Origin of the sequence: Anaerotignum lactatifermentans DSM 14214 (assembly GCF_900142265.1) — a bacterium.
In the GTDB taxonomy this organism is placed as follows: Bacteria; Bacillota; Clostridia; order Lachnospirales; family Anaerotignaceae; genus Anaerotignum; species Anaerotignum lactatifermentans.
Genome location: NZ_FRAH01000042.1, coordinates 5,191 through 30,121 on the forward strand (window position 1 = coordinate 5,191; position 24,931 = coordinate 30,121).

Below are 24,931 nucleotides of genomic sequence, written 5' to 3' on the forward strand. Positions count from 1 at the left end.
TCCCCCTTCTCATAGTATTTCTTCCGCTGCTCCAACCGCTGTACCCGGTGCCGGTACTGTTGCAGCTTGGCCTCGTTCTCGGCGTACTCCCGCCGTAGCTCATCTAATTTTTTGCTCATGGTCGTTGGCCTCCTTTTTCTGAAAATGGGCGTAAAAAATGACCGTCCTCCGGGGCGTTCCCGGTGAGCGGTCAGGGTGTCGGTGTTCGGTTATCAGGCCCTCGGAAGGGGGACAGACGCCGGGGCGGGTGTCCCCCTTCCGGGGGTGGGCGGGGTAAGCGGCGTAAGCCGCGCAAGGGGGGCACCCCCTTGGACGGAGCGTAGCGACGCAAAAACGGCAGATTGCTCCATCTGGCAATCCGCCGTTCCGCCTCGCAGAGCGCACGAATACATGGCCGTCAGGCCATGTATAGAAGTGCGCCATTCTTGCAGAATGGATTTTTGCGCCGTTACCTCCCATCAGTTCCTTTGTCATAACCATAGTTAAAGTAATTGCGAAATTTTCGCTGTACCTCGGCATCGGTAAAAAGTTCCGTAAACGAGCTTGCAATTTTTGTTCTATACTCTTTATGCCAAAAAAGAGATTTTTCAGACATATAGATACCATTTTCTTCCTCGCTCTGGATGAGCATATACATCATGTCCCCAATGTCATCGCCAATGGGAAGAGCGTTGGGACATTTCTTAAAAAAATCAAAACAATCATTAAAATCCTTTATTCCCGCCCATGCCCAAAAACTCATGTCAGGGATTGCCCAGTTTGGCCGTCCGTCCTCAATCCCGCCCCCGCCGAAAGCACGGAATATTTCACAGTAATCATCTGGCAGAGGGATAGGGGAATGTTCTTGAATTAGTTTCAGTTCATCTTCAATTTTCTCATTCCAGTTGGGCCTCCAGTCAGGATGGTAGCCATTATGTGCAAAACATTTTTCATCCTTGAAATTGTCAAAAAGAAGATAGATTTGTTTTATTAGATCCATGTGCTTTTCTCCTTACTTTTTATATAATCTCTCGGCGGTATTGTGTTCCCTTGCAAACTTCCTTGCCGCCTCCCGGCGTTCCGCGCTGTATGGCGCGGTCAGCCGGAAACAGAAGCGGCCCTTGTCGATCTCAAAGGTCTTGCAGCCCCAGCCGTCATCGTCCGCCTCCCGGCAACACTCCGGCCAGCGGCGGGCGTAGGCTCCCAGCCGGTTCTTCAAGTCCGTGTTGTGGGTGCTGACGGTGATTCGGGGGCCTTGCTCGTCAAACTCAATTATAGTCGTTTTTTGGCTTTTCTTCAATCCTGTTTTCATGTCCTCCGCTCCTTTCCCTTAATTTTTGCCCCGTCACGCAAGAGGGGCCTTTTTTGCCTCTTTTTCCCGGCTCTTGACTTGGGAAAAACGGCGTTTTTGCGTTCAAAATGGCCCGGACGGGTCATCGTCCGTGCCGGGCCGCTGTTATCGCCTGATTTTCGTTTTTTACGGCTCTTGACCGGGATTGCCGCCCCCGTTGGTGTGGCGGCGCAGAATGGCCCCGGAAAGGCCGAAACGACACGGGCGGGGGCAGCATCCTGCCCCGTTCCGCGTTGGGTGTTCATGTTCGCCGGTTTTCCCTGATGTCGTTCCTGCCCCTGACTCTCACAGCGGCGTTTCGCCCCCGTTGGTACGCTCGCTGCGGTCAAGGTTCCTCCACCTCCTTGCCGCAGGTCGCCGCGCTACATCGCCGGGGAGCATATCCCATACAGGCCGGTCATTCGATTGGAATAATCCATCGATGAACTACCCTTATCATAGACCATTTTTGTGCCCTTGCCCGTATGTCCGCAAAGTAGGAATACCGCCCGGAAACGGAAAATTTCCACGATTGCGGAATGGTATGCTATAATCAAAAAGACAGCGGCGTCCAGCCGCGGGAAGGAGCGAGGTGCCTATGAAAACGCGCGTTTCCGTACAGGAGCGGTTGAAGGATTTACGGGTGGAGCGGGGCTTGAAGCTGGAAGAACTGGCGGAGCAGACCGGCATTTCAAAGTCCGCCCTCGGCAGCTATGAGAACGACGACTATAAGGAAATCAATCACGGCAGCTTGTTGAAGCTGGCCGACTTCTATCAGGTGTCCGTGGACTACCTGCTGGGCCTGACCGACAACCGGGAATATCTGAGAAAACCACTGCGGGCGGGTCAACAACCGGCTGCTGTGTGAGATGATGGCCCACAAGGATTTTATCCGGCTGCTGGCGGACATCGAGATTTATGTGGACAGGGTGGCCAGTATGCAGGTGCAGAACCTCAACGCCTATGTGGATGTGGTGCGGCAGGAAATCATAGACCGCTACCAGCCGGGCGAGGACGATCCCCATCTCCGCATTCTGAAAGCCGCCCATCTGGACGAGGACGAGTATTTCAGTCAGCTTGTCAGCGAGGATTTGCGCCGGGTCATTCAGGACATTCGCGCCGCCCATAAGGGGGATAGCGAGGGAGCGCCGGTCAATTCGGTGGCCGAAGAACTGCGGCAGGACATAGAGGAAGTGATGAACTTCAAGGGCAGCGACTTGGAGCGGCAGGCGATGTTGTACTGCAAGCGGCTGGGGATCAATTACAGCAAGCTGACCGAGTTGGAGTTCCGGCAGCTGATCCATATCCTGAACAAATCCTCCCTGCTCAAAACACACGGCTCAAAGCGGAAGAAGCGCAAATAAAAAGCAGGGAACCGAAGTTTCCTGCTTGGCTGGGCCGCCTGCTGGAAGGACAAAGTGTCCAGAGGTTGGGCGGGCCGGTGCTGTTTATTTTATGCTCCCCACCTTTGGGACAACGTGTCCCAGCAGGGGGCGGCCAATAGAAAATTAACTCTCACAGCTAACTATAAAATTTCTCACGATTTATCTATTCCTAAAGAACATCTGATTTCTTTCTCAAACTCAATGGTCGGCAAATCATACGGAAACGGGTCTGCATCTTCATACGGCCCATCTTCTTGTTGAGAAAATTCTAAGACAAGAAACGGTTTTTCTGGAAAAAGCACTCTATCTACCCGCACATATTGGTTTCGCCATTTCCAAATCCGCTTTTTATATGTAGAGGCCCCATCTTGAATGTTCCATATATCTTCGTAAGAAATACCTATGCACTCCGCTCCATATTTCTGTAAAATATTTTCCGCTATGACGATTTTGGACATAAAAACCAGCTCGCTTATATGTTGATAGGGCCACACATACTCTTTCATAATATTTCCTCTTTCAGCTAATTACTTTGTTTTGTTTGCAGAGTTTTCGTCCTGCTCCAAAGCAATCACATCTGCAATATCACAATGCAGCGCCCCGCAGATACGCAGCAACGTTTTCATGCTGATATGCTCCCCCTTGCCCATGTTGGCGATCATGTTGGTGGTAAGTCCGGCGGCAAGCCGCAAGTCCTCTTTCCTCATGCCGCGCTCCTTCAAGATGTCCCATAGCGGCTGATAGCTGATGTGCATAGGCGTCCGCCTCCTTCTCCATCGTCAAATGTCTTGCCCCTATTATAGCAGGAGCCTTGTGTTTCCGCAATATTTCTTGACAGCGCCGCCGGTTCCGTCTGGATTGTGCTTTTCCTTTCTTTTGATTACATCTAATTCGCCTTTAACTGCTTCATGCCCTGGCTTTTTGCGCCCGGATTGTCGTTGCCGTAGCCTTCGAGCAAGTTAATCACGCCCCAGATACCAAGACCAGCACCGAGCGCGATAACGAGGGTTTGCAGTACAGTAACCGCCTGATTGAAAAATTCCATATAACCTCACTTTCTGCCGCATTGTGCGGCGATAAAAATATATTTTTGTTGTGTTTCGGGCAAAAAAATAGCGGTAGTCTTTTCGGCTACCGCATGAGGAAAGAGATATATTGCTTACAGGTAGGGGCGCGCCCCCAATAGGGACAGGGATTTTTGCGTCTGATAGAGTCCTCCTTTCTGCGCCGCCTTACAGGTCGGCGGCGTCTATGGCGTAGTAGTCAAATACTTCGTCCGGCTTAACGATTGCAGGGTGGCGGCGCAAGTGTTTTTCCATGTCAAAGGCATTTTTCTTGTCATAATCGGAAAGATACTTGTAATTCGGGTGCTTTGTAATATCGTACTTATCCGAGAAAAACGGACGCACTCCGCGTAGCTGCAAGATACATTTTCCACCGTCCATTACGGCGATTTCGTCCTGCGTCATAAGCTCTTTGCCACAATGTCAAGTGATGAATTCAAGAATTAGAAAAATTTTATCGTAACAGGGGTTGACATTTCTCATTTTGGTGCATATACTTGATACATCAAAATAATTTGATGTGAGGTGAGATCGTGGAAACAAAGTATCAAAAGCAGGCAAAAGTGTTTAAGGCTTTGTGCGATCCCAAACGGCTTGCAATTCTGGAGCAGCTAAGAGGCGGAGAAAAGTGCGCCTGTGTTTTACAAGAACCTCTGGATTTAACGCAATCTGGTCTTTCCTATCACATGAAAATTCTCTGTGATTCCGGCATTGTTACCAGCCGGCAAGAGGGAAAGTGGACGCATTACCAATTGAGCGATTCCGGCAGAGAATATGCGATAGAACTGCTAAAGGAACTGACAACGCCGGATACGGAACAAGCGATAGCTTGCCATCGGTGTGGATAGAATACGCCATCTAAATAGCGGATGGCTTTTCTTTTGGCAATACACATCAAAATATTTTGATATGTAATGTATAAAATGGAAAGTGAGGTTTTTGTATGGGTGTATGGGACTTTATTCAGGATCAGGTGCTTGGGATGCAATGGCTCAATGCACTGATCGGCATGGGGTTGTCGGCCCTTGGCCTGGATGTTACCGGACAGATCGGCGGCAGCATACAGTTTTTCATCTATGATGTCTTAAAGATCACTGTATTGCTTTGTGTGCTGATTTTTGCGATCTCTTATATCCAAAGCTACTTCCCGCCGGAGCGGAGTAAACGTATCTTGGGTAGATTTCACGGAGTTTGGGCGAACATTATCTCTGCTCTGCTGGGAACAGTGACACCATTCTGCTCCTGCTCATCTATCCCGTTGTTCATCGGCTTTACGAGTGCGGGCCTGCCGCTGGGTGTGACATTCTCCTTTTTGATCTCGTCTCCGATGGTTGATCTGGGAAGTCTTGTCCTGCTCATCAGCATTTTTGGCGCAAAAGTAGCCATCATCTATGTGTTGTTGGGGCTTGTCATTGCTGTCATCGGCGGTACAATCATTGAGAAACTGCACATGGAAAAGCACATTGAGAGCTTTGTTCTTTCTGCTGGCAGTGTGGACATTGAGTCTCCTGATCTGACGATACGGGAACGACTGATTTATGCGAAGGAACAGATGCTGGATACCTTCAAGAAGGTATTCCCTTACATTCTGGTGGGTGTCGGCATTGGTGCGTTGATCCACAACTGGATACCAGAGAGCTGGGTGGAAACCGTTCTTGGCAGCAATAATCCCTTTGGCGTTATTCTCGCCACGATTGTAGGCATCCCCATGTATGCAGACATTTTTGGCACAATTCCGGTTGCGGAGGCGCTGCTCTCCAAAGGAGCGCAGCTTGGCACAGTTCTGTCCTTCATGATGGCCGTCACAACCCTGTCCCTGCCGTCACTTATCATGCTCCGCAAGGCGGTAAAACCGAAACTGTTGGCATTGTTTATTGGTGTTTGTGCGATAGGAATTATTATTGTTGGTTATCTGTTCAATGTATTTCAATTTATTTTAATGTGATTTAGGAGGTAATTTACAATGGGACTGTTTGGTAAAAAGAAAGAAGAAAAAAGCTGCTGCTGCGGGAGCAGTTGTACACCGGAAGCTATGGCCCAGGCCGAAACCGCAAAAAAGTCAGCTGGTGTTAAAGTGTTGGGTTCTGGATGTGCAAAATGCCATGCGTTAGAGGATGCTACCAGAAAGGCACTTGAGGAACTGGGCATGGATTCAACCATCGACCATGTGACCGATTTTGCTCAAATCGCCGCCTATGGCGTGATGACCACCCCTGCCCTGGTGGTAGATGGTAAAGTGGTATCTTATGGTAAGGTTTTGAAAAAGGACGAGGCCAAAGCCCTCATTCAGAAGATCAGAGGGTAAGCGTATGAGCCAAAAGCCAAAAGTGGCCTTTATCTGTGTTCACAACTCCTGTCGGAGCCAGATTGCAGAGGCACTCGGAAAGTATTTGGCCTCTGATGTCTTTGAGAGTTACTCCGCAGGAACACAAACGGTACCACAAATCAACCAAGATGCCGTGCGGCTGATGAAACAGTTATACGGCATCGACATGGAGCAGACGCAATACAGCAAGCTCTTGACTGAACTTCCACCGATTGACATCGTTGTGACTATGGGTTGTAATGTAAATTGCCCCTATCTTCCCTGCAAATATAGGGAAAACTGGGGGCTTGACGATCCGTCTGGAAAGGATGAGGCGGAGTATCGGAAAACGATTGCGGCCATTGAGCAAAAAATGATGGCGCTAAAAGAATTCGTCAAAGAAAATTTCGAGCATTAAAAATAGCCCTCCCCAACATTGGGGAGGGCTTCGCTATCTTATGCTGCAATCTCCGGGATTTCCCCGACAAAGTTATAAACGATTCTGACTTCCTGCACCTTTTGGCCGTCCACCTTTTTGACCTCGCCAATCAGAATCCGGCTGATGAGCCGGTTCAGCACCGCCTCGTCCAGTTCCTCAATGGTGGCATAGCGCCGGATTTCCTTGATAAAGGTACGGACTTCGCTTTCCTGGGCATCAGCCCGGCTCTGCATCATCGTCAGGTCATGCAGACGCTTCTGGTTGGATTCCTGCTCCTGTTCCAGCGCCGCCGTCAGCTTCACAAACCGCTGCTCGGTCAGGATGCCTTTGGCCTTATCGGTGTACAGGCTCAGGAACATCCCGTCAATCTCCTGATTTCGGGCCTCCAGCCGCTGGCGTTCTTTCTCTGTCTGGGATGCGTCCACCAGATACCGGCGCTCCATCCGGCTGCTGAGCCGCTGATAGAACGCATCGGCGTCCTTCATGGCCTGCGCCGCCAGTTCCTGTATATCCTTCAGCACCAGATTGTATAAATCTCTGGCCTCGATCTTGTGGCTGGAGCAGACCTTGCAACCCATCCGATTGTAGGTCTGGCAGATATAGTACGCCTTGTCAATCGGCTCCCGCATCTCACCAGTGAAGCGGTTCTTGCCGGTTCTGCCGACTTTTTCATATCGCACCTGCATGGACTTCCCGCAGGTGGCGCAGTAGACCAGCCCGTGGAACAGGTTGTAGAAGGGACAGACATTGCCTTTCATAATGGGTGGCTTGCGGTCAATGAGTTCCTGTACCTGTTCCCATTCCTCCGGCGTCACAATGGCCTCATGGCAGCCCTCGATGATTTCCCAATCCTCACGGGGGATAATGTCATAGGTGTTGGAGCGGATGCCTTTCTGATGCGTCCGAAAGACCAGATGTGCGCCCTTATAAAAGGGATTCCGCAGGATATGGCTGATTCTGGCCCCGCCCCAGGAATAGTAGTTGGCGTCAAACTCCGTGTTGGCCTTGACATGGGTAATGGGGATTTTTTCTTCCATCAGCCGTTTGGAAATCCTCATGCAGCCCATCCCGTCAAGGGCATAGTCATAGATTTTGCGGATGATGGGCGCTGTCTCCGGGTCAATGATGAGATGCCCTTTGTCCTCCGGGTCACGCATCAGACCGAAGGGCGGCGTCCCCCCGCAGAACTTCCCCTGCCGGGAACGGGTCGTGATGCCCGCCAGCACCTTTTTGGAAATATCCCGGCTGTACATATCGTTCAGGATATTCTTAAAAGGCGTGATGTCCATCTCCTGACGGGTCAGGCTGTCCACGCCGTCGGTGATGGCGATATAGCGTACATTGTGTTTGGGGAAAAAGATTTCGATATAGCTGCCAGCTTCGATATAATTTCTACCAAGTCTGGACAGGTCTTTGGTGATGACGCAGCCGATCTTCCCCGCCTCAATGTCAGCGATCATGCGCTGGAAGGCAGGGCGGTTGAAAGCTGACGTTAGATAACGATACTTTTGAAAACACTGGAAAATCAAGGTTTTTCGAGCGACGGACAAGCAGGGTATTGTACTAAAAACTGAATACGACGCAGAAGCGGCGTTTCTTACTCTCTACATGGGAGAACAGGAACGCCGCTTTTTTATGCCCTTTGTTACGCAGTAGGGGCAGAAAAAGCCTTGCTACAAGCGATTTTGCGGGCGCGTATCTGGCGCGGCAAGGGATTTATACCTTATCCCCCGAAACCGCGCTTCTACTGCGTAACAAATCCACAGCAAAAGGAGTGATTTACTATGGCAGTTTTCAGAGTGGAACGGAACAAGGGCTACACCGTAATGAGCAACCACCACCTACGCAACAAGGAGCTTTCCTTAAAGGCAAAAGGGCTGTTGTCGCAAATGCTGTCACTCCCCGAAGATTGGGACTACACCTTGAAAGGCTTATCCCTTATCAACCGGGAGAAGATAGACGCTATCCGCGAAGCCATTAAGGAGCTTGAACGCGCCGGGTATATCGTTCGGTCAAGGGAGCGCGACGAGAAAGGACGCTTGCGGGGCGCGGACTATGTGATATTCGAGCAGCCGCAGCCGCCTACGCCGGATTTACCTACATTGGAAAATCCAACATTGGATAATCCAACGCAGGAAAAACCAACATTGGAAAAACCTACGTTGGAAAATCCAACGCAATTAAATAAAGATATACAAAGAACTGACTTACCAAAAAAAGAAAAATCAAATACAGATTTATCAAGTACCCATTCCATTCCTATCCTTTCCCCTAACCCCTCTCCTTGCAGAGAAGCGGCTACGCCGCCGGAACGGAAAGGAACGGAAGCGGCAGCACAGAGCGCAGTTGATATATACCGGGAAATCATCAAGGACAATATCGACTACCACATTCTCAAACAGGACATGAAGTTTGACGGGGACAGGCTGGACGAGATTGTAGACCTCATGCTTGAAACCGTATGCACCGCCAGAAAGCGGGTACGGATTGCGGGGGACGACTACCCGGCAGAGCTTGTGAAATCTAAGTTTATGAAACTGGACGGCGAGCATATCCGCTTTGTGCTTGACTGTATGCGGGAGAACACAACGAAAATCCGCAACATCAAGCAATATCTGAAAGCAGCCCTTTTCAACGCCCCGTCCACTATCGGCAATTATTACACTTCCCTTGTCGCCCATGACATGGCAAGCGGCGCACTGTCACCGAAGAAGCCGCAGTACGGCGACCCGGACTATTATTCATTCAAACCGGGCGAAAGCCTGTAAAACAACAAAAGGAGGATTTTATTATGGCACAGAAAATGACAGGAGCATTGGTATTTGACGAGCGCACCGACCGTTACGACATTCGCTTTGACTTAAACAGCTACTACGGGGGCTTGCATTGCGGTGAGTGCTTTGACGTATTCGTGCGGGGCAAGTGGAAGCCGACCCGGATTGAGTACGGCGACAACTGGTATCTTGTGGGTATCAGAGCCGAGGACTTGAACGGGCTGCGGGTGCGTATCTGACCGCCGCCCCATAAAGAAACGCGAAAGGAGGACGCGAGGAATTGCAGGACGAAGTAAACGAAAAGACCATAGCCCTTTACATCAAGACCGGGAAGCTGACCGCCCAGACGCTCCAAAAGGCAATGAAAGCCATACTGTCAAAGGGCAAAAAGCAGCTTGCAAAACCGCCACAGGGAAAGCAGAGCTTAAAGCAGCTTATGAAGCAGAACGCGGGCGTTTCCAACATTGAGATTACCGAGGGCAATATCAAAGCCTTTGAGAGTACGGCGAAAAAGTACGGTATCGACTTTGCGCTGAAAAAGGACGCAACGGAAAGCCCGCCCCGCTATCTGGTTTTTTTCAAGGGGCGGGACGCGGACGTGCTGACCGCAGCCTTTAAGGAGTTTTCCGCAAAGAAGCTGACACAGGAGAAAAAGCCCTCTATCCGAAAGCTGCTCTCTACGCTCAAAGAAGCCGCACAGGGCAAGAACGCGGAACGGGCAAAGGTCAAGAACAAGGACAGGGAGGTATCGCTATGAAGCCGGAAATCAAGAAGCTGCTTATCCTAAATCTCCCGTATCTGCTCTTTGTCTGGCTCTTTGATAAAGTGGGCGCGGCTGTCCGTCTATCCCCCGGCGCGGACGCAAGCGCAAAGCTGCTACATCTTGGGGACGGTTTTACCACCGCCTTTTCCAGTATCGCGCCGAGCTTCCACCCGGCAGACTTACTTATCGGCATTGCGGGGGCGGTCATTGTCCGGCTGATTATCTACACCAAAGGCAAGAACGCGAAGAAATACCGCCGCGGGACAGAATACGGTTCGGCGCGTTGGGGCGGGGCTGACGACATAAAGCCGTACACAGACCCGGTATTTGAGAACAATATCCCCTTAACGCAGACGGAACGGCTCACCATGAACAGCCGCCCGAAGCAGCCGAAATACGCAAGAAACAAAAATATTCTTGTAATCGGCGGTTCCGGCAGCGGCAAGACCCGGTTCTTTGTGAAACCGTCGCTCATGCAATGTACGTCAAAGGATTTTCCAACGTCGTATATCGTCACTGACCCGAAAGGAACACTGATTTTGGAAACCGGGAAAATGTTGCAGCGGTACAAATACCGTATCAAAGTGCTAAATACGATTAACTTCAAAAAATCCATGAAATACAATCCCTTTGCCTATCTGCGGAGCGAAAAGGACATTTTGAAATTAGTCAATACCATTATCGCCAACACCAAAGGCGACGGGGAAAAATCCGGCGAGGATTTCTGGGTGAAAGCGGAAAAGCTCTACTACACCGCACTAATCGGCTATATCTGGTATGAAGCCCCAGAGGACGAGAAGAACTTCACGACGCTGCTTGAAATGATAAATGCGTCGGAAGCCCGCGAGGACGACGAGGATTTCCAGAACCCGGTTGACCTCATGTTTGAACGTCTGGAAGAAAAAGACCCGGAACATTTTGCAGTCAAGCAGTACAAAAAATACAAACTGGCGGCGGGAGATGTATGCTCTAAGTGACTTCTTAATCATGGTTTTTGTCATGGTTAGTGAAGCAGTCACTTAGAGCATTTTCATTTCAGGAGGTACAGCCATGAGAAACGAGAAAATTACCCCACTGTATGAGCGTTTGAGCCGCGATGATGAGTTACAGGGCGAGAGTAATTCCATAAGCCATCAAAAGCAGATGTTAGAGGAGTTTGCCCGCAGGAATGGGCTGCCGAACCCCACCCACTTCACCGATGACGGCGTATCGGGAACCCGCTTTGACCGCCCCGGCTTTCTGGCGATGATGGAGGAAGTCGAGGCCGGACGGGTGGAGGCCATTGTTATCAAAGACATGAGCCGCCTGGGGCGCGATTATCTGAAAGTCGGCCAGGTCATGGAGATTTTGCGGCAGCGCGGCGTCCGGCTGATCGCCATCAATGACGGTGTGGACAGTCTGAAAGGCGATGATGATTTTACCCCGTTCCGCAACATCATGAACGAGTTTTACGCCCGCGACACCAGCCGGAAAATCCGCTCTGTGTTCAAATCCAAAGGCATGAGCGGCAAACACCTGACCGGAACCGTCATTTATGGCTACCTGTGGGACGAAAAGCGGGAACACTGGCTTGTGGATGAAGAAGCCGCCGAGGTGGTACGCCGTATCTTTTCCCTGACGATGGAGGGCTACGGCCCCTATCAGATTTCCAAGCTGCTGTCCGAAGCAAAGGTTGAAATCCCCGCAGTCCATCTGGCACACTTTGACGAAGGAGTAAACAGGACGAAGCCGGTCAAAGACCCCTACGGCTGGGGATCGTCCACCATTGTGAACATTCTGAAAAAGCGGGAATACCTGGGCCACACCATCAATTTCAAGACCCGCAAGCACTTCAAGGACAAGAAAAGCCACTATGTTGACGAAAGTGAGTGGACGATTTTCGAGAATACCCATGAGGCCATCATCGACCAGGAAACCTTTGACAATGTGCAGCGCATCCGGGCAAATGTCAGGCGCTACCCGGACGGCTGGGGCGAGGCCCATCCCCTGACCGGCCTGATGTACTGTGCCGACTGCGGCGGCAAGATGTATGTCCATCGCGTCAATAACGGCAAGCGTGACCCGCAGTTTACTTGCAGCCAGTACACCAAAGTCCCATGCGGGACGCTCTGCGGCACGCAGCACCGCATCCGGGCCGAAGCTGTCCTGACCCTGATAACCGATATGCTCCGGGCCATCGCGGAGTATTCTAAAAATGACCGGGCTGAGTTTATCCGCACCGTCCAGGAAACGCAGGCCGCCCAGCAGACCGCCGATATATCCAAGAAGCGGAAACGGCTGGCCGCCGCCCAAAAGCGGGCGGGGGAACTGGAAAAGCTGATTTGCAAAATCTATGAGGACAACGCCCTGGGTAAGCTGCCGGACACCCGGTATGAGGCCCTGGACGCACAGTACGCCAAAGAGCAGGACGCCCTCAATGCGGAAATCGCGGAACTGGAAAAGGCCGTTACCGGCTATGAGCAGAGCCGGAAATCTGCGGAGAAGTTTATTGCCCTGATTGACAAGTACGAGAATTTTGACACGCTGACAAATACCATGCTCAACGAGTTTGTAGAGAAAATCCTTGTCCATGAACGCGCCCTCAAAGGCAGCCAGGACACCACGCAGGAGGTTGAAATCTACTTCAACTTTGTGGGGCGGTATATCCCGCCCGCCTTACAGCCGGTTCCCCTGACCCCGGAGGAACAGGAAGAACTGCGGAAGAAGGAGGAACGCAAGGACAGGCTTCACCAGAACTACTTGCGCCGCAAAGCAAACGGCAAGCAGAAGGAATGGGAAGAACGCTACAACGCCAGGCGCAAGGCGAAAATGGAGGCAGCAAAGGCCGCGATCCGGGCCGAGGATATGGAGAAAGGCATTTTTTCCACCGTCAGCCAGTTACCCAGGCAGGAGCCGCGCAAGGCCACCGTATCGGCCAGCGCCGCAGTTTAACCATCACAGTGCAAAGGAGGACGAACATGAACGAATTGACTTACACCCGCTGCGGAGATTACTACATCCCCGACCTGAAACTTTCCGAGCAGTCAGAGGCCCCCATCGGCAAGTATGGCCGTATGCGGCAACGCCACCTGAGGGAACACCGGCCCGGCCTTTACAGCAGCTTGATTTTGAGCGAAAAGCTGTACCCGCACCTATTGGAGATTGACCGGGCGGCGCGTGAACGGATGGACGCCATGCTGCCCCGCATGATGGAGGCAGCGGGCGTCACCGAGGAACTGAAAGCCCGTGACCCTATGCGCTGGGTAGGGCTGATGAACACGCTGAAAGAGCAGGTGGAGGAAATTATTCAAGACGAACTGATTTACAATTAGCTTTTTAGGCAGAGGCTTCGGCCTCTGCCTAAATCACAATTCTGACACGCTTTGCATCTTGTATTCTTCGAGATCAAGAAATATACTGAATATATTGGAGGAATGCGAGATGGAATATATGACTTTGAAAGAAGCAAGCGAAAAATGGGGCGTTTCGGCCCATCAAATAAACTATTACTGCGTCGATGGCCGTATTCCCGGAGCTGTGAAAATGGCAACAATCTGGCTGATACCGAAAGACGCAGAGAAGCCTGCTGACAGACGTAGGAAGAAGGAAAAAACAACCAATGAGATTAACGAAAAAGTGAATTTGACTGATTATAGACTTTTTCCTATTATGATACCAGCGAGCGAGGTGAAATCATGAGCTATACGATTATGGTCATAGATGATGAGCAGATGATTTTAGATATGCTTCGGGATCAGTTTGAAATGGAGCAGTATCAAGTAATCACAGCAAAAAGTAGTGAGGAGGCACTGCAAAAGCTGAACCAGCAGCCAGATATTATTCTGCTGGACATCAATATGCCGGGGATGGATGGCCTTGAGTTGTGCCGGGCGATCCGCGACCATGTGGCCTGCCCCATCCTATTCTTAACCGCCCGGATTGAGGAGGCAGACCGTGTAGCAGGCTTGCGGGCCGGTGGGGATGATTATATTTTGAAACCGTTCAGCCTGGCTGAGCTGACTGCTCGTGTTGAGGCCCACCTGCGCAGAGAGAGCCGTATCCAGCAAAAAATCAGTGTCCGGGGCTTTGGAGACATTGTGGTGGACTACGCCGCAAGGACTGTCTCGCGAAATGGCCAGCCCATAGAACTTTCCAAGGTGGAATTTGATATAGTGGAACTGCTTTCCCTCCACCCTGGACAGGTATTCAGCCGGGAAACAATTTATGAACAGGTGCGGGGCTTTGACGGCACCGCTGACAACGCTGTGGTGAAGGAACACATCCGCCGCATCCGAAACAAGTTGGGGGCGCAGTATATTGAAACAGTCTGGGGGTGCGGCTATAAATGGGTAAAATAAAACACTGGCTTCGCTCCATGCCGCTCCGCCGAGCCTTCGTATCACTTGTCCTTGTTATGGCGGTGCTTGTAGCAGGTATTTCGGCAGCGACTATTTTTACCTGTGTCAATGTGCAAAATCACATCTTGGAAAGTGTAACGGACTATCAGGTGCTGCCACCCCAGGAAACTGAGGATGAATATAACCTGGTGATTGCGGATGATGAACAGATTGTCCCAGGGGAAAATGGACAGCTTGTAATTTTATCCACCGAATACCAAATCGCCAATCTGAGCGATACACAGCGGGTGGCCTACTATGCGGCAAAAGCAGCCGTAGTCCTGGTGCCGACCTTGCTTTTCGTGCTTGGGACGATTTTCTGCGCCTGGATGTTCTATTCCATCAAACTGAAACAGCCGCTATCGTTACTCTTACAGAGCGCCGACCGCATATCGCAAAGCGACCTGGATTTTTGTTTGGATTATCCCGCTTCGGACGAAATGGGTGAACTCTGTCGGGCGATGGACACTATGCGGGCCGCCCTCCTAAAAAATAATCAAGAGACCTGGGCTATGATGGAGGAGCGGCGCAAGCTCAGCGCCTCCATCGCCCATGATCTCCGTACCCCCATCACCGTGATGAAGGGCTACACAGAATATCTCTCGCATAATGTCCCGCTTGGACGCATCAGCGAGGACAAACTGATGGACACGATCCACAATCTTTCTTTGGCAACAGACCGACTGGAACAGTATGCAAACCAGGTGCGCGAGATACAGGCGATGGATGCCATCCCAGTGAAGCCAACAGCTTGCTCTTTGCGGGAATTTTTTGAGGAGCAGGAGGACGAATACACCGTTTTGGCGCAGCAGCACCAGCTTCAATTCTCTATGGATATTAGTGGGGTTCCGGATATTCAGGTCATGCTGGATGGGATTTTGGTACATCGCATGATCGACAATGTGATTTCCAATGCCCTGCGCTTCGCCAGCCGTGAGATCAAATTAAAGGCTGGGTGGCAAGAAAGTCTGCTTACAATTCAAGTACATGATGATGGGAAGGGCTTTTCAGAAGAATCCCTCCGCTCCGCCACAAGGCCGTTTTACAAAGAAAACACGGAAAATGACCACTTCGGGCTTGGCCTCTCGATCTGCAACACCCTTTGCCAAAAACAGGGGGGAACGCTCTCTCTGAGCAATCACAACGGAGCCTGCGTAGAAATGCAGATACAAGCGGAAAAAATTGATGCCGATTGACCAATCGTAGACCTTTTCCCATTATACTCTCCTTATCCTACCGATAAGGAGAGTATTTTTATGCACAGATTTCTTTTTATTTCATTGGCACTTGTATGTTTGCTGGCTGGGTGCAGCGCACCGCAGACCAGAGACCCAGCCACGGACGAATCGGACAGCCTGGACGCCTATTTTGAGGAAGAACCAGCGGACAATGAGATGGGCTCTGCGGAATTTGGTCTGCAAGACCCGATGGACACGGTTTACACCTACGATGGTGAGTCCTTGGAAATTCCGTTCTCCATAACTGGCGCTTCTTCTGGAAAGACTACAGAGATCGGCGTCCTCCTATTTGTGGATGGGGTGGCCCAGCCCTATTCCGCAGTCTATGAGGATGGTACAGAGCTTGAGGAAAGCTATATGCAGGTCTTTAACCTGGACTATGAACAGCAGGAGAATTTCGACATGGTATTCCAGCCCGTGACAGGCAAAGCGGGAGAAACCGTCCCTGTTATGGCTGTCACCATTCTGGAACCCAGTTTTGTGGCAGAGGGGCCGGATAATCCGCGTTATGGCTTCCACCACCAGGAATCTGCAACCACATCCCGCCAGATTTCTTTTGTAGCAGACGCCCCCGCACAGACATTGGCGACAGCCGGTACGGACTACAATGTGGTGGATCTGCCGCAGGACATATTAGATACCCTGGCCGCATGGGGTGCGACTGATAGCTTGGACACGACAGCAACCTTGTCCCTGGGTGTAGAAGATGGAAATTACATTCAGGCAGACGGGAAAACGGCAACGATTACTGTGCAACTCTACGGCGGGCCGGAGACGGATTTCAATATCACTCTGTTTATCAACCACCAGCCTGTCCAACTCAATGGAGCGGACTATCTCTCTGTTCGGACGGTGAAAAACCAGATGGTGGAAGCCACATTCCAGATTGATACCTCTGCACTTGGTGCGCTGAACACAGTCTATGCCATTGCCGTTACCCCGGAAGATGGGGAGCTTGAAATCAACAATCCAGTTAAGACAGCATCTGTACTTTTGGTCAACGGGGAGGTTTGACGAACATGAAAAGAATCAGTATTTTGCTTGCGCTTACACTCAGTCTTTCTCTGCTTTCCGCCTGCGGAGGCAACGAACCGGCGGCAAGCACCGGAAATCCGTCCAGCGAGTCCTCAGCGGACTCCCAGCAGGTTCCTGACGGATCGGCAGAGCAGACGGCTGGCATCGGGGCCGATTTTCTCTCGCCGGAGTACGATTATACCACAAATGAGCTGAAACTGACCGACCTATCTACCGGCGAAGTAACAGCCACCTACGCTTTTGACGCCGCCCAAACGCCCCTGCTGACAGACAAGACCAGCCAGGGGGCCATCGTTATGCTGTCCAGCCAGACAGCGGCGGATGTGCAGGATACCGGCGGGGTCACGGTGATCTCCGGCGACAGTTCTGCGGAGACACTGTATTACTGGCTGTTCGATCAAAGCCTTAATCTGGTGAATACCTATGAATTGACGGACGAGACATTGGTAAATGGGCTTTGGGGCTCTGTCTTTGCCGCTGCGCCGGATGGGAAAACCCTTGTATATGCGGAAGGGCCCAGTCTTTATCAATATACCTTTGAGACACAGGAGCTGACGGAAATCACTCCGGCCATGAGCGAAACCGTTTATTTTGAGGCAGTCGGGTACAGCGGCAGCGGAGACTATTTGGCCTTTTTCGGAAGCCTGGACGGGCAGGAAAATACCACAGCCTACGGCTCGATTGACTTGAGCAGCAACACCGCCGCTGTTTTTACCGCCGATGGCTTTTCCGGTTCTATGCTCTCTGTGAACGGAGAATATGCCGCTGTTTCTGATACGATTCTGCCCGCCAGCATGGGAGGCGCAAAGCAGACCGGCTCCGTCCTCTTTTTGGACTTGGCCCAGCAGCAGGGAAAAGCAATCAGCGTGGAGAGCGGAGATGAAAGCGGGATTGCCGCTGTATCCGCAGACGGCCAGTACATTGTGACCTGTGCGGGTGGGGACAGCCCAAGCGGCACTCTGCGGGCCTATCAGGTCAGCGATGGCACGAAAGTTGCGGATGAAACCTATACGATGGATGCAAACTGCAAGCCCTATGAGATTTGGGTCATCGGTCATTCCGCCTATGCAGCCCTGGGTACGGATGACGGCTATGCCCTCTCACAGGCGGTTGACCTTCCGTGAGGAATACATGATGAAACTGGAACTTGAAAGCATCACAAAATTTTATGGAAAATATCCCGCGCTCCAAAATGTTTCCGCAGTTCTGACAGAAGGCGTCTACGGCCTGCTGGGGCCAAATGGAGCTGGCAAGACGACACTGATCAATATTTTGATTGGAATACTGCCTGCCAGCGGCGGCGTGATCCATCTGGACGGTGAAAACACCGTCCAGATGGGCGGGCGCTACTTCGACCAGATTGGCTATATGCCCCAATACCCTCAGTTCTATGCAAATTTTACCGTACAGGAATTTTTGGACTATATGTGCCAAGTAAAAGGGGTAGCGAACGCAAAAGAGAGCATCGACGCGGCGCTGGTTTTCGTCAACCTGGAGGAAAACCGCAGCAAGCGGATCGGGGCGCTGTCCGGCGGGATGCGGCAGCGGCTGGGGATCGCCCAGGCCATTCTGAACGACCCCAAACTGCTGGTGCTGGACGAGCCGACGGCGGGCCTTGACCCAGGCGAGCGGATTCGCTTCCGCAATCTTATTTCTCGTCTGGCCAAGGGGCGTATTATCCTTTTAGCTACCCATATTGTTTCCGATGTGGAATATATCGCCAAAGAAATCCTCCTGCTTCGGAGGGGTACACTGGTCATGCAGGGTACGCCCAGGGAACTGGAACAGAGCATCCAGGGAAAGGTATGGGAGGTGTCGGCCAACGAGGCGGATATGGCCCTGATGGTGGACACCTACTGCGTGAGCAACATCAAGCAGCAGGACGGCTCCTATCTGCTGCGCATTGTAGATGACGGGAAACCGCTCCGGGGCGCAAGGCCGGTGCCCCCCAATCTGGACGACCTGTTCCTGCATACCTTCTTCCAGCCCAGTGAGGGACAGTCATGAGTTTTCTCTATTTGGAGGCAAGGAAAGGCATCCTGCGGCGTTATACACTGATCGCGCTGGCGCTGTTCCTGTGCCTGAATACGGTCAAAATCATCGCAGACTATCGCGCCGGCGAGATACGGCCTGTTGCGGCCAATACAAGCGGGATGCAGACAGGCTACAACACCATATATGAGCGGATTAAAGGCCCTATTACAGAGGAAACCGTGCGCTTCCTCACGTCAGAGTACCAGCGGCTGGACGATTTGACGGCAGATGGTACATATAGCCGGGAACCGCAGGAGGGGACGTACAGCGGCTATATCTTTGGCGACTACTATCTGCTCCACAGCTATTTCTATCCCCACATGGAGTACAGTGTCAAATATTCCTCTGACATGGAGGAAATTCTGGCCCAGGCAAAAGAAAACTTGACCTTCTATCAGGAGAGCGGAAATGTAGCGGGAGCGGCAGAAAATGCCTACATTCTAAACCATTATTCAGGCCGAACGATCCCCGCGTTTTATCTGTATGACGGTTGGGAGGCCCTACTGTCCTATGACTTTTCCGATCTGCTGATCCTGCTCTTACTCATTTTGGCGGTAGCACCCACATTCACGCGGGAGAGAGAAAATGGGATGACGCTGATCCTATCCTCCTGCAAGCGAGGCAGATGGCCTCTGCTCTTTTCCAAATGCGGCGCTGGCGTGATGTTTGCGTGGATACTGACGATTCTGTTCGCCCTGTTAAACCTGCTGGTATTTGGGCTTTTGTGTGGTTTTGAAGGCTGGTCCAGCCCACTCTATGCTATCGAGAGTTATCAATATACGCCATTCTCCGGCTCCATTTTGCTGTTCTATGGATTGATGAGCGGACTGAAAGCCATCGGTTTCAGTGTGACAGCACTCTTGCTGATTTTCCTGTCCGCCCGTTTCCAAAAATCACTTTACCCCTGCCTGATTGGATTGGGGCTTGGCGCAGCATTGAACTACTGCACCGGCTGGGCGCTCTCCTCCGTGTGGTGGAAACAGGCTCTTTCCTGCATCAGCCCATTCACCTTGACCAGCGGCAGTAAACTGCTGGAAAGCCTGTCCGGAGTGAGCATCGGCGGGGTATATTTGCTCCAGATTCTTGTCGTTCTGATCGTTCAAGCTGTAATCGAGTGTCTGCTGGTCATAGCAATCAGGAGGAAATCATGCTGCAAGTAGAATTAAAAAAGATATTGTTTCACCATAAAGGGCTTTTACTTCTTCTGATTTCTCTGGCGGCCTATGCAGTCTTTTGTGTTGGCAGCGGCTACGACAGCAGTTATGTGATTGACCGGAATGAAGATACCTACCTGGCCTACATGGATCGCTGGCAAGGCGAGGTGACAGAGGAAAAAGCACAGGAGATGGAGACGGAATACGCAGAAGCCACCCGCTCCGATGACGGCAGAAAAGCCGCCTTCTTGACCATCTATAACCAGTATTACTACGCAAAAGAGGACCCCGCCCATCGTTTTCTCATGGACGAGCGGGGATGGGATACACTCCTAACCCACGATGGGGTGAATGTAATCCTGTTGTTGTTCCTGCTGGCGCTTTGTGTTCCGGTATTTTGTGGGGAATACCAGTGTGGGATGGCGCAGATCCTCCGCTCTTGCAGAAATGGCCGAGGGCGGTTGGCTGGGATCAAGTTAGGCATAATGGCGGCCCTGGCGGTTCTGGCGACGGCTTTGTTTCAGTTGGTGCAGTTTGTTGTTGTCTCCTTATTGGTCGGCCTGGATGGAGCATCCTATCCGCTGCAAAGCCTGTCCTTTTTTGAACATTCGCCCTATCTCATTTCCGTTGGACAGGCGTATGGGATCGTAGTCCTGTCCAGATGCTTGGGCGCTGCTTGGTTTTCGATCCTGATTGCCCTGCTCTCCATTCTGTTCCGGCAGACGGTGCTGACTACATTTTCCGGCATCGCGGTTTCTATCCTGCCACATTTGATCGGCGGCAGCTTTCTCAAATATGTCCTTCCGCTCCCGGCGGGTCTGCTGGCCGGAACCGGCTATGTGTGGGGGACACTGACAGAGGTTGGATATGACGAGAACTGGAACTTGATTGATATAGTGACCTTTCCGGGCATCACGCCGGAGCAGTTTGGACTTTTGGCGATTCTGTCCTTGGCTATCATCTGTCTGCTGATTTGGCTCTGTCTCAGGTTTTATGTCGGTAGGCGGAAGGCCATTTCTACTCGCCCTCTCCTGACAGCGGTATTGATACTCTGTATGACCGTTTCATTGAGTGGCTGCGGGCAAAGCAATTCTGCTGAGATTACGCATGATTTTCTGGCCGATGCGTCCAAGGGAGAAAACAGCACCTATACAGTGGAGCTTGATATGGTGGAGAACACCATCACCGCGACCAGCAAGGCCACAGGTGAGGCCATCCTGCTGACCCGTGATCCCTTTGGACAAGCTGGGGCGATCTCCAGCATCTACGTTGATGAGGACGCCTGTTATTACGCCTCCAGCGGCGAGGTGGGCGATGGTTTTCAGATTTATCGGGTTGACTTAAAGGATTTCTCCACACGGCTTTACTTCAGCACCGGCTCTGATAACACGGCGACTTTTTGGGGACTGCTTGACCATGAACCAACGATGGATGAACTGCTGGCCGATGTGGGCTCTGTTACATCCTTTGTCGTAGACGGGAATTACATCTACTATCTGCAAGGCGGACGGCTCTATAAGGTGTTCCGTTGGACGGGATGGGAGACAGTGGTTGTCCCCAACGTAGAAGGAATGCACAGCTTGGAGTATATGAGTGTTATCTGATACTAATTAACTTATATCCCAAATATAAAAAATCTGCCAGCGGCAGAAAAGAAAAAAACCGCTGCGTGGCAGATTACTTTTCACGCCTATTTTTTGCTGGCGGCGGTTTTGAGAAATCAAGGCCGCCGCTCTTATTTTTATCTGAAGGAGAGTGATGCCAGAACAGGCGGCCCAAGGAGGGAGCCGCCATGAGAGCAGGAATATGTAGTTCGTCAAAAAAAGCCCAGCCACCGAACCGGTCCCGTCTGGCAGCCGGTGCGAAAATTGTCATTCTGTAAGTGAATATTGGAGTTTTTGCGCTCGAATAGCTTTTTGCTGTCCGGGCGCTTTTTCATACCTATGGGGCCGGAACATCAGGCCAACATGGCCCGAACCCTGCCCCCGGTGCCGCTCCCCGCCGCCCCGTTCAGATTTTCTCACAAAAAATCTGAACGGAGGAAAGGCAGATGGAAGTCACCATCAATTATAACGGACAAGCTGTGGCCGTGGAGGTCACACTGGAAGTCTATGAATTTCTTGACCGGGCCGACCACAAAACCGAGAACCTGTCCCATGAACAGCGGCGGCACTGGGATGGCCGGGAGTTTGACGAATACATAGTTGCCACCGAGGGCGTGGGTATCTATGGCGAAACGCCGGAGGATTACCTGTGCCGTATGGAAACGCTGGGCGAGCTGATGGCTGTCCTGGATACCTGCACCGAGGCCCAGCGCCGCCGGTTCCTGCTCTATGCCCTGGACGGGCTGACCCTTGCGGAGATCGGGACGGTGTGCGGCTGCTCCAAAGTGGCCGTGTATCAGAGTGTGGAGGCAGTCAGAAAAAAATTTATAAAATTCTTTGAAAACAGGCTTAACGAATGACCCCTTTTCGGGCTACCAAGTGAAAGGGATTGTTTCCCTTATCCCAGCGGGAGGCGGACAGCGGACAAGCTGCCCGCCTCTCCCATTTTCAGGAGGTAAGCCTATGAAAACAATCAATCTGCGGTGGATTTATCCCCACTACCGGCACGACGAGTTTGTAGAGGTCAGCGACGAGGTCTGGGAGGCCATGCGGCAGGCCCAGCGCGAGATGAACAACTATGAGCGCCGGAAGGTCTATCACCGCGCCTGGTACTCCCTGGATGCATATAGCTGGGCGGAGAACTACGCGCTGGAACACGGCAGATCGCCGGAGGAAATCCTTTTGGAGCGCGAGGAACGGGCCGCCCGCCTGCGGCTGGTTGCCGCCTTGCCGGAGGCCCTGGCCCATGCCACTCCCACCCAGGCCCGCCGCGTCCGAGCCTACTACATCGCCGGTATCAACCAGCCGAAAATTGCCCGGATGGAGGGCGTACACAGCAGCAAAGTCAGTATTGCCATCCGTCGGGGCCTGCGGAATATGCGCCGCTGCTATGACGGCCTTTTCCCATCAGAGTGAGGGCGGGCCTATGCAGACGATCAACCTCAAACAGTATTACCCATTCTGCACCGAGGACACCTTTGTGGAGGTGTCGGATGAAATTGTCGAGGCGTTTCTGCTGGACAAGCGGGCCGAGGCCGCCAGGGAGCGCAAGATGTACCGCTACAAGGCCCACTACTCCCTTGACTGTGATGACGGAATTGAGAAAGCTGCCATCGGCTGGGCGCAGCCATCGCCAGAGGACTACATCGTGCAGAAAGAGGAACAGGCCGAACACGCCGAGCTGATCCGGCGGCTCTATGAGGCCATTTCTTCGTTGCCCCCAACGCAGGCCCGCCGCGTCCATGCCCGGTATATGCTGGGGATGAAAGTGAAGGATATTGCCGCGATGGAGGATATCACCCCATCCCAGGCAGGAAAGTCCATCCATGCGGCGCTCCGGCGGCTGCGCCGGTACTTCATACGCCGGAAATGGACAAGCGGCCTATGAAAACCATCAACCTGAAAAAATACTACTACCCGATTTGTAAGAAAGACACCTTTGTGGAAGTGCCGGACGAGGTGGCAGACGCCATTGTAGAGGAAAGCCGCGCAGAGGACGCCAATGACGCCAAGCAGCACTATCACTGTTACTCTCTGGACGCATCCCCCGGCATGGAAAACCATTTCCCGGAGCAGGCCGTTTCCCCGGAGGATATTCTGATGGAGAAGGAAACGGAACGGGAACAGGAGGCCGCCCGCGCCCTGATGATGGAACGGCTCCGGGAGGCCCTTGCCACCCTGACTCCCCGACAGGCGAGCTGCCTTCATGCCCGGTTTTGGGAGGGCAAACAGTTTAAGGAGATTGCCGAGGCCGAAGGCTTCACGACATCAGCGGCCATTGTCACGGTTCGCAACGCCATTATCAAGTTACAGAAATATTATATCAAGCGCGGCTGGATGAAGCCGCCAAAGGAGAAAGCGATATGCACAAAGACAGCACCGCCCAAACGAAACAGAAAAAAGACGAGCGCGAAGAAGTCCTGAAGGAAATCCGGCAGCTTGAGAACCGCCAGAAGATTTTGGAGAACAAGCAGCGCAATGAGGAACGCAAGGCCCGCACCCGCCGCCTGATTGAGCGCGGGGCCATTTTGGAGGGCATTTTCCCTCTGGCCCCCGACCTTCCCGGCGTAGAGGTCAAGGCGTTCCTGATTGCCCTGTCCCATCTTCCGGGGGCGGCGGAACTGTCCGCAAAACTGCCGAAATCCGGGGACAAGCCGTAAGTCCCTTGTTTACAAGGGCGCACTTATACACCGTTGCCGGTGTCGTGCGCCCTGCCGGGGGCTGTTGCGTACTTCGTCCGCGATGGGGAGCTACACTCCCCAAACCCCTTGTGCGCCCCGCGCAGCCAAACACCCGCTTCGCGTCTGTTCGGCTCCAGGTCGCCTGAAATATCCCCGCCGAAAGGAGGTGCCACCCATAGATTTCTGTCATATCCCCGTCAGTATCATCAAGCGCAGCGAGGGCCGTTCCGCTGTTGCCGCAGCCGCCTACCGAAGCGGAACCAAACTGACGAATGAATGGGACGGCCTGACCCATGATTACACCCGGAAAGGCGGCGTTGTCCATGCGGAAATCATGCTGCCCGCCCACGCCCCGCCAGAGTTTGCAGACCGCTCCACCCTCTGGAACAGTGTCGAGCAGATCGAGAAAGCCAGGGACAGCCAGCTTGCCCGCGAGATCGAAGCGGCCCTGCCCCGCGAACTGTCCAGGGAACAGCAGCTTGCCCTTGTCCGGGCCTATGTGAAGGACAACTTTGTGGACAAGGGGATGTGCGCCGACTTTGCCATCCATGACAAGGGAACCGGCAACCCCCATGTGCATATCATGCTGACCGTCCGGCCCCTAAAAGAAAATGGCGCATGGGGCGCGAAGTGCCGCAAGGCATACGACTTAGACGAAAACGGCCAGCGTATCCCGGATGGGAAAGGCGGCTGGAAGAACCACCGGGAGGACACCACCGACTGGAACGACAAAGGGAATGTGGAGATTTGGCGGGCGGCATGGGCGGCCT

At 52.4% G+C, this 24,931-nt stretch carries 27 protein-coding genes and 5 pseudogenes; 25 read left to right on the forward strand and 7 right to left on the reverse strand.

Going from position 1 to position 24,931, the window contains the following annotated elements; all coding sequences use genetic code 11:
• Nucleotides 1-448: 448 nt before the first annotated feature.
• On the reverse strand, nt 449-979 hold the full coding sequence (locus tag BUB35_RS11350) for an SMI1/KNR4 family protein (RefSeq protein ID WP_072851848.1): 531 nt from the start codon (nt 977-979) through the stop codon (nt 449-451).
• Nucleotides 980-991: 12 nt separating this feature from the next.
• Nucleotides 992-1,291 (reverse strand): hypothetical protein, encoded by a 300-nt coding sequence (locus tag BUB35_RS11355; RefSeq protein ID WP_072851850.1) that lies wholly within the window; start codon nt 1,289-1,291, stop codon nt 992-994.
• Nucleotides 1,292-1,907: 616 nt separating this feature from the next.
• On the opposite strand from BUB35_RS11355, the pseudogene BUB35_RS11370 reads away from it, so the two are divergent.
• Nucleotides 1,908-2,673: pseudogene (locus tag BUB35_RS11370) on the forward strand (helix-turn-helix domain-containing protein).
• A 173-nt stretch (nt 2,674-2,846) separates the two neighbouring features.
• Here BUB35_RS11370 and BUB35_RS11375 read toward each other — a convergent pair.
• The 4 genes and pseudogenes from BUB35_RS11375 to BUB35_RS11390 all read right to left on the reverse strand — a co-directional run.
• On the reverse strand, nt 2,847-3,200 hold the full coding sequence (locus BUB35_RS11375) for a hypothetical protein (RefSeq protein WP_072851854.1): 354 nt from the start codon (nt 3,198-3,200) through the stop codon (nt 2,847-2,849).
• Between the two features lie 21 nt (nt 3,201-3,221).
• Nucleotides 3,222-3,449, reverse strand: a complete 228-nt coding sequence (locus BUB35_RS11380) for a helix-turn-helix domain-containing protein (protein ID WP_072851856.1) — start codon at nt 3,447-3,449, stop codon at nt 3,222-3,224.
• 131 nt (nt 3,450-3,580) lie between these two features.
• On the reverse strand, nt 3,581-3,739 hold the full coding sequence (locus tag BUB35_RS11385) for a Maff2 family mobile element protein (protein WP_072851858.1): 159 nt from the start codon (nt 3,737-3,739) through the stop codon (nt 3,581-3,583).
• Between the two features lie 187 nt (nt 3,740-3,926).
• Nucleotides 3,927-4,175: pseudogene (locus tag BUB35_RS11390) on the reverse strand (VirD4-like conjugal transfer protein, CD1115 family); the annotation flags it as partial.
• A 116-nt stretch (nt 4,176-4,291) separates the two neighbouring features.
• On the opposite strand from BUB35_RS11390, the gene BUB35_RS11395 reads away from it, so the two are divergent.
• The 4 genes from BUB35_RS11395 (at nt 4,292) to BUB35_RS11410 (ending at nt 6,481) form a co-directional block, all read left to right on the forward strand.
• Nucleotides 4,292-4,606 (forward strand): ArsR/SmtB family transcription factor, encoded by a 315-nt coding sequence (locus BUB35_RS11395; RefSeq protein WP_021659598.1) that lies wholly within the window; start codon nt 4,292-4,294, stop codon nt 4,604-4,606.
• A gap of 95 nt (nt 4,607-4,701) precedes the next feature.
• Nucleotides 4,702-5,703 (forward strand): permease, encoded by a 1,002-nt coding sequence (locus BUB35_RS11400; protein ID WP_021659597.1) that lies wholly within the window; start codon nt 4,702-4,704, stop codon nt 5,701-5,703.
• A gap of 18 nt (nt 5,704-5,721) precedes the next feature.
• Nucleotides 5,722-6,063 (forward strand): thioredoxin family protein, encoded by a 342-nt coding sequence (locus BUB35_RS11405; protein WP_044992652.1) that lies wholly within the window; start codon nt 5,722-5,724, stop codon nt 6,061-6,063.
• A gap of 4 nt (nt 6,064-6,067) precedes the next feature.
• Nucleotides 6,068-6,481, forward strand: a complete 414-nt coding sequence (locus tag BUB35_RS11410) for an arsenate reductase ArsC (protein ID WP_021659595.1) — start codon at nt 6,068-6,070, stop codon at nt 6,479-6,481.
• Between the two features lie 38 nt (nt 6,482-6,519).
• Here the strand turns inward: BUB35_RS11410 and BUB35_RS11415 are convergent.
• Nucleotides 6,520-8,001: pseudogene (locus BUB35_RS11415) on the reverse strand (recombinase family protein); the annotation flags it as partial.
• Nucleotides 8,002-8,286: 285 nt separating this feature from the next.
• Here BUB35_RS11415 and BUB35_RS11420 point away from each other — a divergent pair.
• From BUB35_RS11420 to mobQ, 20 genes and pseudogenes are all read left to right on the forward strand, one after another.
• The gene (locus tag BUB35_RS11420; protein WP_002569163.1) at nt 8,287-9,270 is read left to right on the forward strand and encodes a DUF6017 domain-containing protein; all 984 of its coding nucleotides are present in this window, start codon (nt 8,287-8,289) and stop codon (nt 9,268-9,270) included.
• A 23-nt stretch (nt 9,271-9,293) separates the two neighbouring features.
• Nucleotides 9,294-9,515, forward strand: a complete 222-nt coding sequence (locus BUB35_RS11425) for a DUF5348 domain-containing protein (protein WP_002569164.1) — start codon at nt 9,294-9,296, stop codon at nt 9,513-9,515.
• A gap of 41 nt (nt 9,516-9,556) precedes the next feature.
• Nucleotides 9,557-10,033, forward strand: a complete 477-nt coding sequence (locus BUB35_RS11430) for a PcfB family protein (RefSeq protein WP_002569165.1) — start codon at nt 9,557-9,559, stop codon at nt 10,031-10,033.
• A pseudogene (locus BUB35_RS11435) lies at nt 10,030-10,998 on the forward strand (type IV secretory system conjugative DNA transfer family protein); the annotation flags it as partial. The gene BUB35_RS11430 and the pseudogene BUB35_RS11435, both read left to right, overlap by 4 nt.
• A gap of 91 nt (nt 10,999-11,089) precedes the next feature.
• The gene (locus BUB35_RS11440) at nt 11,090-12,970 is read left to right on the forward strand and encodes a recombinase family protein (protein ID WP_072851862.1); all 1,881 of its coding nucleotides are present in this window, start codon (nt 11,090-11,092) and stop codon (nt 12,968-12,970) included.
• Nucleotides 12,971-12,996: 26 nt separating this feature from the next.
• Nucleotides 12,997-13,350, forward strand: a complete 354-nt coding sequence (locus BUB35_RS11445; RefSeq protein ID WP_072851864.1) for a TnpV protein — start codon at nt 12,997-12,999, stop codon at nt 13,348-13,350.
• A 109-nt stretch (nt 13,351-13,459) separates the two neighbouring features.
• A pseudogene (locus tag BUB35_RS11450) lies at nt 13,460-13,630 on the forward strand (DNA-binding protein); the annotation flags it as partial.
• A gap of 83 nt (nt 13,631-13,713) precedes the next feature.
• The gene (locus BUB35_RS11455; RefSeq protein WP_072851866.1) at nt 13,714-14,376 is read left to right on the forward strand and encodes a response regulator transcription factor; all 663 of its coding nucleotides are present in this window, start codon (nt 13,714-13,716) and stop codon (nt 14,374-14,376) included.
• A complete protein-coding gene (locus BUB35_RS11460; RefSeq protein ID WP_072851868.1) occupies nt 14,364-15,611 on the forward strand; it encodes a HAMP domain-containing sensor histidine kinase in 1,248 nt (415 codons plus the stop codon). The genes BUB35_RS11455 and BUB35_RS11460 overlap by 13 nt, the downstream gene beginning before the upstream one ends.
• Nucleotides 15,612-15,671: 60 nt before the next feature.
• A complete protein-coding gene (locus tag BUB35_RS11465) occupies nt 15,672-16,667 on the forward strand; it encodes a hypothetical protein (RefSeq protein WP_072851870.1) in 996 nt (331 codons plus the stop codon).
• Nucleotides 16,668-16,672: 5 nt separating this feature from the next.
• The gene (locus BUB35_RS11470) at nt 16,673-17,812 is read left to right on the forward strand and encodes a WD40 repeat domain-containing protein (protein WP_072851872.1); all 1,140 of its coding nucleotides are present in this window, start codon (nt 16,673-16,675) and stop codon (nt 17,810-17,812) included.
• Nucleotides 17,813-17,819: 7 nt separating this feature from the next.
• Nucleotides 17,820-18,695 carry an ABC transporter ATP-binding protein gene (locus BUB35_RS11475; protein ID WP_330391176.1) on the forward strand — a complete coding sequence of 292 codons (876 nt, stop codon included), beginning with the start codon at nt 17,820-17,822 and terminating at the stop codon, nt 18,693-18,695.
• A complete protein-coding gene (locus BUB35_RS11480; RefSeq protein WP_072851877.1) occupies nt 18,692-19,882 on the forward strand; it encodes a hypothetical protein in 1,191 nt (396 codons plus the stop codon). The genes BUB35_RS11475 and BUB35_RS11480 overlap by 4 nt, the downstream gene beginning before the upstream one ends.
• Nucleotides 19,837-21,480: a hypothetical protein gene (locus BUB35_RS11485; RefSeq protein ID WP_143158982.1), complete on the forward strand. Its 1,644-nt coding sequence runs from the start codon at nt 19,837-19,839 to the stop codon at nt 21,478-21,480. The genes BUB35_RS11480 and BUB35_RS11485 overlap by 46 nt, the downstream gene beginning before the upstream one ends.
• A gap of 446 nt (nt 21,481-21,926) precedes the next feature.
• Nucleotides 21,927-22,340 carry an RNA polymerase sigma factor gene (locus tag BUB35_RS11490; protein ID WP_072851883.1) on the forward strand — a complete coding sequence of 138 codons (414 nt, stop codon included), beginning with the start codon at nt 21,927-21,929 and terminating at the stop codon, nt 22,338-22,340.
• Nucleotides 22,341-22,443: 103 nt separating this feature from the next.
• Entirely contained in the window at nt 22,444-22,896 is a 453-nt protein-coding gene (locus BUB35_RS11495; RefSeq protein WP_072851885.1) for an RNA polymerase subunit sigma-24, read from the forward strand.
• A gap of 10 nt (nt 22,897-22,906) precedes the next feature.
• Nucleotides 22,907-23,368 carry an RNA polymerase sigma factor gene (locus BUB35_RS11500; protein ID WP_072851888.1) on the forward strand — a complete coding sequence of 154 codons (462 nt, stop codon included), beginning with the start codon at nt 22,907-22,909 and terminating at the stop codon, nt 23,366-23,368.
• On the forward strand, nt 23,365-23,904 hold the full coding sequence (locus BUB35_RS11505) for an RNA polymerase sigma factor (protein ID WP_072851890.1): 540 nt from the start codon (nt 23,365-23,367) through the stop codon (nt 23,902-23,904). The genes BUB35_RS11500 and BUB35_RS11505 overlap by 4 nt, the downstream gene beginning before the upstream one ends.
• Nucleotides 23,844-24,140 (forward strand): DUF3847 domain-containing protein, encoded by a 297-nt coding sequence (locus BUB35_RS11510; protein ID WP_072851893.1) that lies wholly within the window; start codon nt 23,844-23,846, stop codon nt 24,138-24,140. Before BUB35_RS11505 ends, BUB35_RS11510 begins: the two co-directional genes overlap by 61 nt.
• Nucleotides 24,141-24,327: 187 nt before the next feature.
• A partial coding sequence (gene mobQ, locus BUB35_RS11515) for a MobQ family relaxase (RefSeq protein WP_143158983.1) occupies nt 24,328-24,931 on the forward strand: 604 nt, incomplete at its 3' end.